The organism is Agromyces sp. NBRC 114283 (assembly GCF_030268405.1).
Lineage (GTDB): Bacteria > Actinomycetota > Actinomycetes > Actinomycetales > Microbacteriaceae > Agromyces > Agromyces mediolanus.
Window position 1 is genome coordinate 3,068,489 of the sequence record NZ_BSQP01000001.1, and the last position, 14,283, is coordinate 3,082,771.

Annotated in this window: 4 protein-coding genes; 2 read left to right on the forward strand and 2 right to left on the reverse strand. The window is 71.0% G+C overall.

Annotated features, from left to right (window positions below):
- Positions 1-218: 218 nt before the first annotated feature.
- Together QSJ60_RS14775 and QSJ60_RS14780 are read right to left on the reverse strand one after the other, a co-directional pair.
- Positions 219-7,892, reverse strand: coding sequence for a DUF5979 domain-containing protein (locus QSJ60_RS14775; protein ID WP_285464126.1), 7,674 nt, complete (start codon positions 7,890-7,892; stop codon positions 219-221).
- Positions 7,893-8,296: 404 nt separating this feature from the next.
- Positions 8,297-11,680 (reverse strand): DUF7927 domain-containing protein, encoded by a 3,384-nt coding sequence (locus tag QSJ60_RS14780; protein ID WP_285464128.1) that lies wholly within the window; start codon positions 11,678-11,680, stop codon positions 8,297-8,299.
- 322 nt (positions 11,681-12,002) lie between these two features.
- Here QSJ60_RS14780 and QSJ60_RS14785 point away from each other — a divergent pair, with 322 nt between their 5' ends.
- Entirely contained in the window at positions 12,003-13,313 is a 1,311-nt protein-coding gene (locus QSJ60_RS14785) for a YihY/virulence factor BrkB family protein (RefSeq protein ID WP_285464129.1), read from the forward strand.
- Between the two features lie 51 nt (positions 13,314-13,364).
- Entirely contained in the window at positions 13,365-14,201 is an 837-nt protein-coding gene (locus tag QSJ60_RS14790) for an exodeoxyribonuclease III (protein WP_230765854.1), read from the forward strand.
- Positions 14,202-14,283 lie beyond the last annotated feature (82 nt).

Genomic DNA, 14,283 nt, shown 5'->3' on the forward strand with positions numbered 1-14,283 from the left:
ACGAACGGCGGATGCCGCGGCGACTCGATCGCCGCGGCATCCGCCGTTTTCGTGCTGCCCCGTTCCGACTCCCCCGGAATGCACTCACCCGGGCCGCTCTCGGGGGAAAGCAGCCCGGGTGGGTGTTATGGGGAACGGGCCCGGAGCTCGGGATGGACTCCGGACCCGCTGGAGCGAAGAAGGCTCCAGCCTCGGCGGCGACGACGGCCGCCGGGGTCTTACTCCGCGGTGCGGCGGCGGCGGATGATCAGCAGCAGCCCGACACCCCCGATCACGAGGATCGCGGCGCCCCAGATGCCCCAGCTCGGGTCGAAACCGGTGTTCGCCATGCCACTGGCGTTCGGCTTCGGCTGGGTCGGAGCGGCGTTGCAGTCGGGCGTTGCAGGCGGGTAGGCCTCGACCGCGTCCGTGCTCGGGTTCATGCGGATCTCGACGATCGCGTTCCCGCGCAGCTCGTAGAACGGCGCGGTCGGGTCGAGGACCCAGCGACCGTTCGGCAGCAGGCGCCAGCCGGGCCAGGCGATGCCGTTGCCGGCCGCGTCGACCGCGGCACCGGGCCAGAGCTGCTGGCCGGTGATCGTCACGCCGCTCTGCGCGTTCGCCGGGGGCACGATCTCATCGACCTTGGCGGCGCCGTCGGCGAGGATGCCGTCGATGTCGCTCGCCGGGATGTTCGGGTTGCGGGCGGCGTAGGCCTCCGGCGTCCACCAGATCATCACGACCCGCGGCATCTCGACGTTCTCGATGTTGTACGGCGTCAGCTCGTAGGTGACCCACGGGGCGTTCGCGATGCACATCGCGAGCGCGTTGACCTCGATCGACTTCACCGGCGTCTCCTCGGTCGACGTGTTGTCGTCCGGGGTGCCTTCGACGCCGCCGCTCGTGACCGTGGCGGTGTTCACGATGTCGAGGATCTTGCCCGTGTCGCTGCCGTCCTCCCGCGGGAGCTCGGCGGCGGTCGTCACCTGGAAGCCGAATTCGTAGCTCTGCGCCTCCTCCGGCGTCCACGACGCGTCCTTCCTGAAGGTCGCCGTGCCGCCGAAGCCCTCGGCCGAAGCGCCGCTCAGCGCCGCGGTCCAGCCGGCGGGAACCGTCCACTCCTCGACCGGTGCGGCCTTCAGGGTGGCGGGCAGCTCGTCGGTCACGACCACGTTCGGCACGACCAGGTTCGGCGTGTTGTTCTTCACGGTGATCGAGTACGGGTAGCTCGAGTCCTCGTCGGTGGGCACGAGCCAGTCGCCGCTGTCGTTCTGCTCGACGTGGTGCTTGTCGATCGACAGGTCGACCGTCTTGGCCGTGTTGAGGATGGTGCAGGTGCCGTCGGCGCCCGGGTCGAGCGTCAGCACGCCCTCACTGAGCGAGACGCCCTCGCCGACACAGCTCCAGTCGCCCGGGCTGTAGAAGCCGAGCAGCGGGTTCGTCTCGTTGTCGAGCGACTCCAGGAGCGTGTAGGCGCCCGGCTTCACCTCGCGGTCGAAGATGTCCGCCGAGCCGCCGAGGCCGTGGAACACGGACTCGCCCTGACCGAGCAGGCGCAGGCGCCAGTCGGCCGGCTTGCCGGGCACCTGGCCCTCGCCGAGCTTGCCCTCGAAGGCCGAGTTGTCGACCTCCTTCACCAGCGTGAGGTGGGCGGGCTCGGGGTCCGTGTGGTGGTCCGTCGTGCACGGCTCCTCGGGCGTGCACTCGTCGGACGGCACGTCGCCGCCGGCGGTGACCGAGTTGCCGATCGTGGCGTCCCAGGCGTCCGCGTTCACCTTGACCGAGTAGACGAGCGTCTGCGTCCCGGCGTCCGCGGCGAGGTCGCCGACGGTCCAGGTGAGCTTCTGCGTCGCGTCGTCGAAGGCGAAGGTGCCGACGCTCGCCGTGATGCCGTCCTCGTCGAGCACGGCCTTGCCGAGCACGCCGCTGAGGTCGTCCACCGCGACGATGTCGTGCACGGTGACCGCGCCGGTCGGGGTCACCGTCACCGTGTAGGTGATGGTGTCGCCCGGGAGCACGGTGCTGCCGCTCGGCGGGTTCGACGTCTTCGCCGTCGTGAAGGCGCCCGGGGTCTTCGTGATCGGGTTGGTCGCGGTGACGAGCACGTGTCCGAGCTCCTCGGCGCCCTTGCCGGCGATCGTGAAGGTGATGCTGCGGCCCTCGGTGGTGGCGCCGCCGTCGGAGGACGTGTAGCTCACGTCGCCCCACGAGTAGGCGTCGTCCTTCAGGCCCGGCAGCTGGTCCGCAGGCTCGGTCACGGTGCACTCGGTGCCCGCGGGGAGCTCCACGCCGGCCGGCAGGTTCGCCGGGGTCGTCGCGGTCGCGGTCAGCTCGCCCGTCACCGGGTCGCCGCCCTCGGGGAGGGTGCACGAGTACTCGAAGGTGTACGAGGCATCCGGGTCGACGCCCTCGAGCGCCGCATCCGTGCCCGACACGACCTTCTCGATCGTGAAGTCGCCCTTCAGACGGAAGGTGTCGTTCGTGACCGTGACGACGGGCCAGTCGTCGCCCGCGGCGGGGACGGTGGCCGGGTTGCCGTCATAGCCCACGACCTCGACCCACTGGTACGACGGGTCGGTCGGCACCGGGCCGGTGGTCGGCGCGGTCTCCACGGCGGTGCAGTCGCTCGTCGCGAGCACACCGGTCACGGTCGCGTTGCCGTCGGGCGTCGCGGTCCACTCGTACTCGACCGCGGGGTCGTCGCCGTAGACGCAGCTCAGGGTGCCGGTGAACGGCGTGGCGCCGTCCACGAGGCCCTTCGCCGGACCGGTCACGACCTTGTCGATGATGACGGTGCCGCGCACGCGCTCCACCGTGTTCGTCACGGTGATGCCGGCGGTCTGGCCGTCGACCAGGGTGACGGTCTCGCCGTTGTCCGGGGCGGCCCAGGCGTACGACGGGTCCTTCAGCTCACCGTTGTCGAGCGTGTCCTCCTGCACCTGGCAGTCGGCGCCGACCGGCACCTTCTTCTGCGCGGCGGTGAAGAGGGAGACGGTGCCGCCGGTGGCCGGGACGGTCCACTGCCCGCCGGCCTGCGCGTCCTCGCCCTCGCCGTCGACCCAGTCGCAGGTCCACGAGCCGGTCACGTCGAGCCCGGCGGGGATGCCGGCGGTGTCGCCCTCGGTGACCTTCGTGAGCTCGAGCGCGCCCCAGAGCTGAGACACCGAGTTGGTGACCGCGATGTTCGGCACGACGTCGGAGGAGACGATCTCGACCGGGTCGGCGATGGCCGGCGTGTTCCACGACCAGCCGGTCGCGAGGTCGCCGTCGCTCGGCTCGTCCTCGGTGATCGAGCACTCGCTCGTCAGCGGGACCGGCCCGAAGGCCTCGGTGGTGCCGCCGCTCGCGTCGTCGATCTTCCAGTCGCCGGACGCCACCACGTCGCCGTCGTAGCTGCAGCTCCAGGTGCCGGTGTAGCCGGTGCCGTCGGCGACGACCTTGCCGGGGACCTGGTCGAGCTGCTTCGTCACCGTGAAGGTGCCGAAGGCCTGCGAGATCGGGTTGGTGACGTTCACGAGCTTCGTCTCGCCGTTGGAGCCGAGCGTGAGCTGCGCGGGCGACACGGTCGCCTGACCCCAACTGTACGAGGCGTCCTTCAACGTGTCGGGGTCGAGCTGACCCTCGCTGAGCGCGCAGCTCCAGCCGAGCGGCACCCCGTCGACGAGCACGGTCTTCTGGCCGTCCGCGACGTTCACGGTGCCCATCAGGTGGCCGGCGACGCCGTCCACGGAGCAGTCGTAGTTGATCGGGAAGTCCTTGCCCCCGGCGGCCTGGGCCACGTAGCCCTCGGTGTCACCGGTGACGGCCTTCAGGACCTCGATCTTGCCGGTCTCACGGCTGAACGAGTTGCCGACCACGAGCAGGGCGGGCTCGGCCGCGCCGACGGAGTCACCGGTGAACACCGGGGTGCCCCAGGTGTACGACGGGTCGTTCGACGGCTTCTGCGAGAGGTCCTCGCCGAGCACGACGCAGTCGGAGTCGACGAGCACCTCGTCGCTGAGCGTGATGGCGCTCGCGCCGGCCGTCGTCGTCCAGTCGCCGCTCACCGGGTCGTCACCGTCGTGGGTGCACTGCCAGGTGCCGGAGTACTCGCGGTCGGGGTCGACCACGCCGGTGGGACCGCTCAGGGTCTTCTCGAGGGTGACCGAGCCGTAGACCCGCTTCAGCGTGTTCGTGATCGTGACGTCGATCTTCTGGCCGGGCTCCGTGATCGTGAAGGTGTCGGGCGAGACGGTCACGCCGTCCCAGGCCCAGCTGCCGTCGGCGAGCCCGCCGACCGGCGTGACCTCGGTCACGGTGCACTCGGAGCCGAGCGGGAGCTGGAGCGCGTCGCTGCCGCCGGTCGTGAAGGTCACCGACTCGGTGCCGTTCACGCCGCAGGCGACGGATGCCTCGAACTCCATGTCGGCGCCGCCGGTGTACCCGTCGCCGTCGACCACCTTCGTGATCTCGACCGAGCCGTACTTCTTCGACAGGGCGTTCACCGCGGAGACCTGCACGGTCACCGGGTCGCCGTTCTGCGGCGCCGGGATCGTGAAGGAGACCGAACGGCCGTCCTGCGGGCTGCCGCCCGGGGTCGCCGTGAGGGTCACGCCGTCCCAGGTGTAGCCCGAGGCGGGCGCCGGGGCGTCGTGCTCGGTGACAGTGCAGTCGCTGCCCGCGGGGATGTTCTGCCCGGGGCCGCCCACCGCGCCGGCGAGCACGTCGAAGCTGCCGCTGTACTTGTTATTGCTGTCGTCGGTGCAGACCCAGTCGAAGCCGAACGGCACGGCGGGGTCGTAGCCGGCCGCGTCGCCCTCGACGGTCTTCGCGACCGCGAAGGAGCCGGACTGGCGCACGACGGTGTTCGTCACCGTGACGCCGGGGTTCGGCGTGGCCGCGCTGAGCGTCACCTGGGTGCCCGGCGCGTAGTCGATGCCGGCCCAGACGTAGGAGGCGTCACCGGGGGCCGGGGCGGCGGGCGCCGTCTCGGTCACGGTGCAGCTCGAGCCGAGCAGGATGCCGGTGACGGTCGCCTGGCCGCCGTCGGCCAGCGGGCCCCAGTCGCCGCTCGTGCCGTCGGTGCAGCTGTACGTGCCCGAGAAGCCGGGACCGCTGTACACGCCGTCGGGGTCGACGAGGTCCTTGGTGATCACGAGCGAGCCGTAGACGCGCTGCGTCGTGTTCGTGATCACGACGTTCTTCGTCTCGTTCTTCGCGACGGTGACCTTCACGTCGTTCGCGACGGGCGTCGCCGCCCAGGCGTAGGAGTCGTCGACGAGGCCGCCGGAGACCGCGCCCTCGTGCACGGTGCACTCGGTGCCCGCGAGGAGCTCGCCGGCCGGGGTCGTGTAGGTCTCGCCCGCCTTGATGGCGGCGTTGTACGTCTTCGCGCCGCAGCTGACCGTGACGTCGAAGGTCTTGTCGGCCGCGATGCCGCCGCCCTCGGTCGCCTTGGTGACCGAGACCTGGCCGTAGACCGGCACCGTCGTGTTGGTGACGGTGACGAGCTTCGTCTCGCCCTTCACGACCGTGATCTGGGTGCCCGGCGCGTACGTCGGGGCGCCCCACTCGTGGCCCGCGTCGAGCGGGGCCGTGATCGGGGTGACCTCCTGCACGGCGCAGAGGCTGCCGACCGGGATGTTCTGGACGGTCTCGGTCTCGCCGTTCTTCAGGGTGAGCGGCGTCGTGGTCGAACCGCACACGACGTTGACCGTGAAGTCGTCAGCGGTCGAGGTGTACCCGGCGCCCGTGACGACCTTCTTGACGTCGAGCTTCGTGAAGTTGCGCACGAAGGTGTTCGTCACCGTCGAGTCGACGGTCGCGTCGACGCCCTTCGGGATCGTGACGACGTTCGGCAGCACGGTGCGGCCCGCCCACTCGTACGAGGCGTCCGCGAAGTCGCCGGCCTTGGCCGAGAAGGCGGGCTCGGTGAGCGAGCAGCTGGTGCTCGTCGGCAGCGTCGGCCCGGAGACCGGCGTGCCCGGCGTCACCTGGAGGTCGCCCTCGGAGACCGTCTGGCCGCCGAGCGTGCAGACGTAGTGCACGGTGAACTGCCGGCCGGTGCCGCCCGTGTAGCCGCCGGCGGGGGTGTTCGCGTCGGCCGGGGACACCTTCTTCTCGACCGTGAAGGTGCCGGTGTTCTGCTTCGTCGAGTTGGTGACCGTGATGGTGGTCTTCTGGTTGTCGACGATCGTCTTCGGCCCGTCGGTGGCGTACTGCACCCACTCGTAGGAGCCGTTCTTCAGGTTGCCGCTCGGCCCGTTCTCCGTCACGGTGCACTCGGCGCCGGCGGGGAGCGTGGTGCTCACGGTCTGCGCGGTGCCCGTCGAGACGGTGTAGTTGCCGCTCTGCACGACGCCCTGACCGGCGACGGTGCAGCTCCAGGTGCCGGTGAACGGCGTCGAGGCCGTGCCCGAGAAGCCCGAGGCATCCGTGATGACCTTCTTCACCTCGAGCGAACCGGTCTGGTAGCGGTTCGTGACGGTGCAGGTGACCGAGGCCTTGTCGACGAGGTCGACGCTGCCGTTGGTCACGGTCACGGCCGAGCCGTTGCCGTCGTTGGTGCAGACCCAGTTGCCCTGCTGCGTGTAGCCGCCCGGGCCGCCGGACTCGGCGAGCGCGTAGGTGCCGGCCGAGAGGTTCGCGTTGCTCACGCCCGTGCCCTGGTCGTTGCCGGAGAGCTCGGCGGCGCCGCCGCCGGTGTTCGCGGAGAGGGTCCACGCGTTCTTGTTCGCGGTGCCGGAGGCGACGACCTTCTTCAGCGTCAGCTTCGCCTTCGTGGCGTAGGTGTTCGTGAAGGTGCAGGTGATGTCGGAGTTCGCGCTCGCCGGGATGTTCGTGAGGGTCACGTTCCGGCTGCCGAGGTTCGGCGTGCCGATCGGCTGGTTCGCGCTGTCGACGCAGGCGACGCCCGTGAGCGACCACTGCGCGTCGGCGACCGCGTTCTCGGCGATCGTGATGGTCTCGCCCTGGACGGCGTCGGCCGTCTTGGACTGGCCGGCCTTCAGGGTGAAGCTGTCCTTCCACGGCGAGCCGTCGAGGTTGCTCGTGGGAGCGAAGTTGAACGTGGTGTCGGGGGCGCCGGCGCCGACGACGACCTTCTTGACCGTGAGCTTGCGGACCTGGGCGAGCTTGCCGTAGAGGCAGGCCTGGGTCTGCTGGCCTTCGTAGGTGAGCCACTCGTTGACCGCGCTGCCCGGGTCAGCGGGGCACGCCGCGCCGTTCGAGACGGTGCGGAAGCCGAGGATGACGAGCTTGTAGTCGACGCCGCCGACGGAGATCGTCGTGTCGGACGCCTGGTTCAGGAACTTGAACTGGTCGCGGTTCTGGTTGTCGTTGCCGGTGTTCGGCGTCTCCCACATCCACCAGTTGAAGTCGAACTGCTTCGACAGGCTCGGCAGCCGGTAGCTGACGGTGCCCTTGAAGTAGTCGCTCGACCCCGAGTAGTTGATGGGGTTGTTGTAGTGCGTGATCTTCCCGATGTTGAACGCCGCACCCGGCTCCGGCGCCAGCGAGCCGGCGGCCGGCTGCACGCCGATCGCGCTCTGGCTGGAGGTGCTCAGGTTGTTCGGACAGTTGCTGCCGCCACGACCGTGCGCGGTGAGGGCTTCGCTGCCGCTCGCCACCCAGTTCGACGGCCCCGTCTCGCTCGAGGAGTTCGGCGGACTGTACCGGATGCAGTAGCCGCTCGTGGTGCCCGCGTTCTGACCGGTGCTGCCGGCGTCGCCGCGGTGGTTCGAGACCTGCGCCTCCACCGTGCCGAGGTTCACGGGCGCGGCCTGGGCCGGCGCAGCGGCGAAGAGTGCGCCGCTCACCCCCATGCCGATGACGAGCGCACCGCTCGCGAGGACCGAGAGCGCCTTCTTCAGGCGGCCCTTGGGTAGGGTGTCGCGGTGCCGAGGGGTCGACGAAACACGGGTTCGGGTAAGCATGGCTGCACGCCTTCGGGTTCGACGCGGAATTTCGGGTTGCGCGTCATTCGGGTTTCGGGTTTGCAACCCACGCAGAACGTGAGTCCTTCGTAGCGTGGCAGAGATGAGGGTCGTTCGGAATACTGGCACCACCACCAAAACGGGGGTCAACTGACGGATGGCTGGCCCCCGTGCCGCCGGCAGGCTCCCCTTTCGGCGCCGCACCTGGGCATTCGCCCGGTTCTCGGCAAAAGTCGCGGCCCGATCGCCGGCACGGCGGATGCCCCAGCAGGCACGGCGGATGCCCCGGCGCGTACGCCGGGGCATCCGTTTCCAGGGTCGGCGCGGACCGGGGTCCCCCGACCCGGTCCGCCCCGACCGGGCGGGGCGCCGCCGCGCCGCTCACGGCGCGGCGGCGCGCGGGCTCAGCCCGCGTCGTCCCGTCGCTGACGGCGGGCGACGAACCAGACGCCGAGCGCGCCCACGGCGAGCAGGCCCGCCGCGAGCGGCAGCAGCCAGCCCTGGTCGAAGCCGGTCGAGGCCATGCCCGAGGGCGTCGGCTTCGGCGGCTTCGGCGAGTTCGTCGGCGCCGCGTTGCAGTCGGGCGTCGCCGGCGGGTACGCCGTGATCGTGTCCGTGGACGGGTTCACCCGGATCTCCACGACCGCCTCGTTGCGGAGGTCGTAGAACGGCGCGGACGGGTCGAGCACCCAGGTGCCGTTCGGCAGCAGGGTCCAGCCCGGCCAGTCCGTGGGGTTGCCCTCGGCGTCCACCTCGGCGCCTGGCCAAAGCTGGGCCCCCGAGATGGTGTCGCCCGGCTGCCAGCCGGGAGGCACGGTCACGTAGTCGACCTGGGAGGCTCCGTCGGCGAGGATCGCCGCTTGGTCACCGGCCGGGATCGACGGGTCGTGACCCGCGAAGGCGTCGACGGTCCACCAGATGAGCGCCACGTCGGGCAGCGTGTCGAGGTTCGACGGCGTGATCGCGTAGCTGAACCACGGGGTGTCGTTCAGGCACTGCGCGAAGCCGTCGAGGGCGATCGACTTCACCGGCGTCTCCACCTCGTCGCAGTCGGCGAGCGGGCCGTCCGGATCCGGCTCCTCGTCCGCGACCGCCGCGACGATCTCGGCGAGCGAGGCCGGGGCGAGCTCGAGCACGGGCTCCTCGGGCGGCGGCGGCACCTCGGCCGCCACGCAGGCGGTGTTGACGAGGTCCGGGATCGGCACCGTCGGGTCGGGCTGGGCGAGCTCGCCCACCTCGACGTCGAAGGTGATCGTCACTCCCGGGTAGGCCATGCTGCCGAACTCCCCCGTGTAGGAGAAGGTGAGCTCCCCCTCCACCGAGTCGTCGAGCGTCCAGCCGGCCGGCAGCACCTCGCTGCCCGGCACGAAGGTCACGCCCTCGGGCAGGGTGTCGGTCACCACCGGGTCCACGACCGCGTCGCCGTCGTTCCACACGTTGAGCGTGTAGCTGATGACGTCGGGCGGGGCGTCGCCGGAGTCGACGGGGTTCTCGCCCTCGTCGTGCGACCACAGCTTCTCGATCCGCACATCGGGCTCGGCCACCTCGTGGTCGGTCTCGCAGGAGGCGAGCACGAGCTCCTCGCCCTGTTCGAGCGGCGCGAGGTCGTCTCCACCCTCGGGCGGGCACTCCCCCACGCCGTCCGGCGTGACGACGTTGTGCAGCGTCTCGCCCCAGGCGTCGTCCGCGACGGTCACCGTGAAGGAGACCGCCGCCCCCTCACCGGGGGCGAGGTCGGGGATGGACCAGGTGAGGTCCGTGCCGTCGAGCTCCAGCTGCGGATCCAGCGGCTCCACGAGGCTCGCGTCGTCCAGCACGTCGGAGAGGTCGTCGACCGCGGTCGCGCCCGACACCTCCGCCTGCGAGAAGTTGTACGCGTGCAGCGTGTAGACCACGTCGTGACCCGGGTAGACCGTGCTGCCCGAGGCCGGGTCGGCGGTCTTCCACAGCTCCCAGCCGGGCGTCGGGTGCTCGGTGACGCACGGGCCGGGCTCGGCGTCCGGCACCGCGGCCACCGTCACCGGCGGCTGGGCGGGCGGGCAGTTCGTGAGCACGTGGTTGCGCAGCACCGCGCCGAGGTCGGCGTCGTCCCGCACCGTCACGCGGTACACGAGGTCGAGCGTCTCGCCGGGGTCGAGCTGGTCGACCTTGAGCCAGAGCTTGCCCGGCTCGTCGTCGTCCCAGCTGAACTCCGCCGGCTGCGTGCCGATGAAGCCCTCGAAGTCGACGTAGGGCGCGAGCTGCGAGATGTCGTCCTCGATCACGAGGTCGCTCACTCCGGGTCCGGAGACGTGCTGCACCGAGAGCGTGTAGTCGATCGTGTCGCCGCGCTCGACGGAGGTGCCGCTCGGCGGATCGCTCGACTTCGTCACCCCCCAGACCGGTTCGTTCTCCCGGTTCGCGACGCTGCAGTGCACGATCTCGAACTTGCCGACGTCGACGGTCCAGCCGTGGTCGCCGACGAGGGTGACCGGCCGGTCGTCCCCGCCGACCTCGCAGCTGACGGCCGCCATCTCCCAGTAGGGGCGGTCCTCCTCGGTGAAGGTGATCGCCCGGGTGTCCGCGTCGCCGTAGCCGGAGACGTCGTACGGGTCGGTCATGCCGTCGGCCGCGGTCTGCTGCGACGCCGGAGTGACGTCGGCGTCGCTCGTCGAGAACTCCCAGCCCTCGGCGGGCTGGCCGTTCACCGTCTTGTCGATGACCACCGAGCCGCCGCAGAGCGCGATCGCGACCTCCTTCAGGGAGTCCGCGAGGGTCGAGTAGTCGGTCGTGGTGAGGTAGTCGGCGGTCGTGATGTTCGTCCCGTCGAAGGCCTCCGGACCGGAGATCGCCTCGATCGGCTGGAGCGAGACGCTCCCGCCCACCGCGATCACCAGCACGTGCGATCCCGCCGCCTTGATGGCGTTCGCCTGGGCGATCGCCGGGTTCACCGCGTCGGGCGAGCCGTCGGGGAACTCGCCGCCGTCGGAGGGGTCGACTGTGTTCGGGTTGCCGTCGGTGATGACGATCGTGAGCTCGACCGGGCCGTCGGTGAAGCCGCCGAAGGTGCCGAGCCCGACTTCGAGACCGCGCTTCCAGTTCGTCCAGCCGTCGGAGCTCAGCCCGCTGTACGAGCCCTGCACCGTGCCCACGTTGCCGCTGCTGAGCTCGGTCGCGCCGAGCAGCACGGAGGCGTCCTGATCGAACGAGGTGACGGACACTTCTGAGCCCGTGTCGACGAGCGCGCCGGAGAAGGCGTCGGCCGCGTCCTTCAGGTTCGCGATGCCGCCGGCTCCGATCGAGCCCGACTTGTCGAGGATGAACGCCATGTCGAGGCCGCACACATCGGGCAGGTCGGGGTTCGCCGCCGGCTCGTCGTACGGCCAGGCGGCTGCCATCGTCCGCATCGACGACTGCTGCGAGGCGAGACACGCGTCCCGCTCGCTGCGGTCGTCATTGGCGATCGGGATCGCCATGCAGTCGATGGGTGCCGGAGGCGCGTCCGCCTCCGGCACCGTGGCCGGCGCCTGCGGGTCAGGCGCCGCCGGGGCATCCGTTTCGGGTTCTACGGCTGCGTCCGGGGGGTCTACTGGGGCGGGAGGGGGGACTTCCTCGGCCGGCGGAGCGGGCTCCTCGGCCGGTGGGACGGCGGGGTCGGGCGCCGGCGGCGTCGTCGCCGCGGCGTCGGTGCCCTCGTCGGCCGCCGGGTCGGCGACGAGCGTGTCGGCGCTCGCCGCCGAGTCGGGCAGCTCTTCGGCGGCGGCGAGCGTCGGCGCCCCGAGGAGGATGAGTGCGGGAATCGCGAGCATGGACACGAGCGCGACGGCGGGTCGCCGCCTCGGTCCGGATCGTGCGGGCGCGCTGAAGCGCCCACGACTGAGTGCGTGCATGACAGCTCCTGTGTTTCATCGGGTTGGAGCCGGCTCGAACTTCGGGTCAGCTGGCGCCAGTTCTGCCACACTTCAGCGCCATCCGCAAGGATTCCTCATCTTCGACCCCCCGAATGCGGGGTGTCCCCCGAGCGGGGTTCAGGGCGGCCACCGAGCGCGCCCCCGGGCGCGCCCGGGGTCAGCCGGGCGCCGCGCCCGATCGGGCGCCCCGCCGCGTGAGGCCCGTCGGTATGGTGAGAACGTGAGCGGACGGGATGCCTCGGGGCCGGCGCGGCGAGCGGGCGAGCCCGCGCCGAAGCTCACGCACGACGAGGCATCCGAATCGCCGCCCGCGGCGTCGCGGAGTGCGAGGATCCGCGCCGAGCTGTCGGCGGCCGGCCAGGAGGCGAAGCAGCGGATCGAGACCGCCGAGCAGCCCATCCGGCAGCGTTTCGACGAGCCGATCAAGCGGGTGACGGCGATCACCGAGCGCACGCTCGCGCTCTTCCCGGTGCGGGTCTGGCGTCGATTCCTCGACCGCAACGGCTTCATCCTCGCCGCGGGGCTCAGCTACCAGGCCCTCTTCGCGGTGTTCGCCGCGCTCTACGTCGTCTTCGCCATCGCAGGACTCTGGCTCACGAACAACCCGGACGCGCTGAACGCGCTGCTCGGACTCATCAACACCCTCGCCCCCGGGCTCGTCGGCGAGAACGGCAGCGCGGGCGTCATCTCCGAGCAGGACGTCACCGAGATCGCCCGCTCCAGCACGAGCCTCTTCGGCTGGACCGGCGCCGTCGCCCTCGCCGGCCTCATCTGGACCGCGATCGGCTGGATCACCTACACCCGCACCGCGGTGCGCTCGATCTTCGGCCTGCCCAAGGACACACGCGCCTACCTCCTCCTCAAGGCGCGCGACCTGCTGGCCGGACTCGGCTTCGGGCTGGTCCTCCTCCTCGCCTCGGTGCTCTCCCTCGCCGCGACCTCGTTCGTGAGCTGGGTCTTCTCCCTGCTCGGCTGGAGCAGCGAATCGGGCTGGTTCACCTTCTTCGTGCAGCTCGGATCGCTCGTGGCGGTCTTCCTCATCGACACGCTCGCCCTCGCGGTGCTGTTCCGCTTCCTGTCCGGGGCGGCGATGCCGTGGCGGCGGATGTGGATCGGCTCGCTGCTCGGCTCGGCGGGGCTCTCGGTGCTGCAGCTGTTCAGCAGCCTGCTGCTGTCGAGCACCTCGCGGAACCCGCTGCTCGCGACCTTCACCGTGTTCATCGGTCTGCTGCTGTGGTTCCGGCTGACGAGCATCGTGATCCTCGTCGCCTCGGCCTGGATCGCGGTCGAGGCCGGCGACGCGCACGAGTCGCTGCGGATGGTGACGCCCGAGCAGCTCGAGGCCGAGCGGCTCGCCGAGGAGCACCGGGCGCTCGTCACCGCGGCGCGGGTGCGGGTGCGCGAGGCGGAGCACGAGCTCGGCGAGGCGGGCTGGTTCGCCCGGTTCCCGGCCCGGCGCCGGCTCGAACGGGCGCGACTCGAGCTGGAGGAGATCGAGCAGGGCGGGCCGGGGCCGCACGAACGCCCGTGAGCCGCTCCGCCGAGCACGGCCGTGTCGGCGGCCTCCCGTAGGATCGTCTCCATGCCCGCTCAGCCCCTCCGCATCGCCAGTGTCAACGTCAACGGAGTGCGCGCCGCGTTCCGCAAGGGCATGGGCGACTGGCTCGCCGCCCGCGACGTCGACATCCTCGCGCTGCAAGAGGTTCGGGCCTCCACCGACGACCTCGTCGGCCTCCTCGGCGACGAGTGGGACGTGCTGCACGACCCCGCCACGGCGAAGGGCCGCGCGGGCGTCGCGCTCGCCAGCCGGCACCGTGCGAGCATCCACCGCGTCGAGCTGGGCCCGGCCGACTTCGACAGCGCGGGGCGCTGGCTCGAGGCCGACTACGAGGTCGGCGGCAAGGTGATCACCGTCGTCAGCACCTACGTGCACTCCGGCGAGGTCGACACCCCCAAGCAGGTCGAGAAGTACAAGTTCCTCGACGCGATGGTCGAGCGCCTCCCCCAGCTCGCCGCGCACTCCGAGTACGCCGTCATCATGGGCGACCTGAACGTGGGGCACCGCACCCTCGACATCAAGAACTGGAAGGGCAACGTCAAGCGCGCCGGCTTCCTGCCCGAAGAGCGCGCGTACTTCGACCGCTTCCTCGGCGCCGAGGGCGAGCCCGGCTACAACGACGGCGCCGGCCTCGGCTGGATCGACGTCGGCCGCCGGCACGCGGGCGAGGTCCCCGGGCCGTACACCTGGTGGTCGCAGCGCGGCAAGGCCTTCGACACCGACACGGGCTGGCGCATCGACTACCACCTGGCGACGCCGCAGCTCGCCGCGACCGTGCAGAACTACGTCGTCGACCGCGCCGCGGCCTACGACGAGCGATGGTCCGACCACGCCCCCGTCGTGGTCGACTACGCGATCTGACGCCCGCACCCGACCCTCGACCCGCTCCCCGCGAAACCGGCCTCCGGCCGCCCCACCGTGCGTCATCCGAACTTCATCGAGG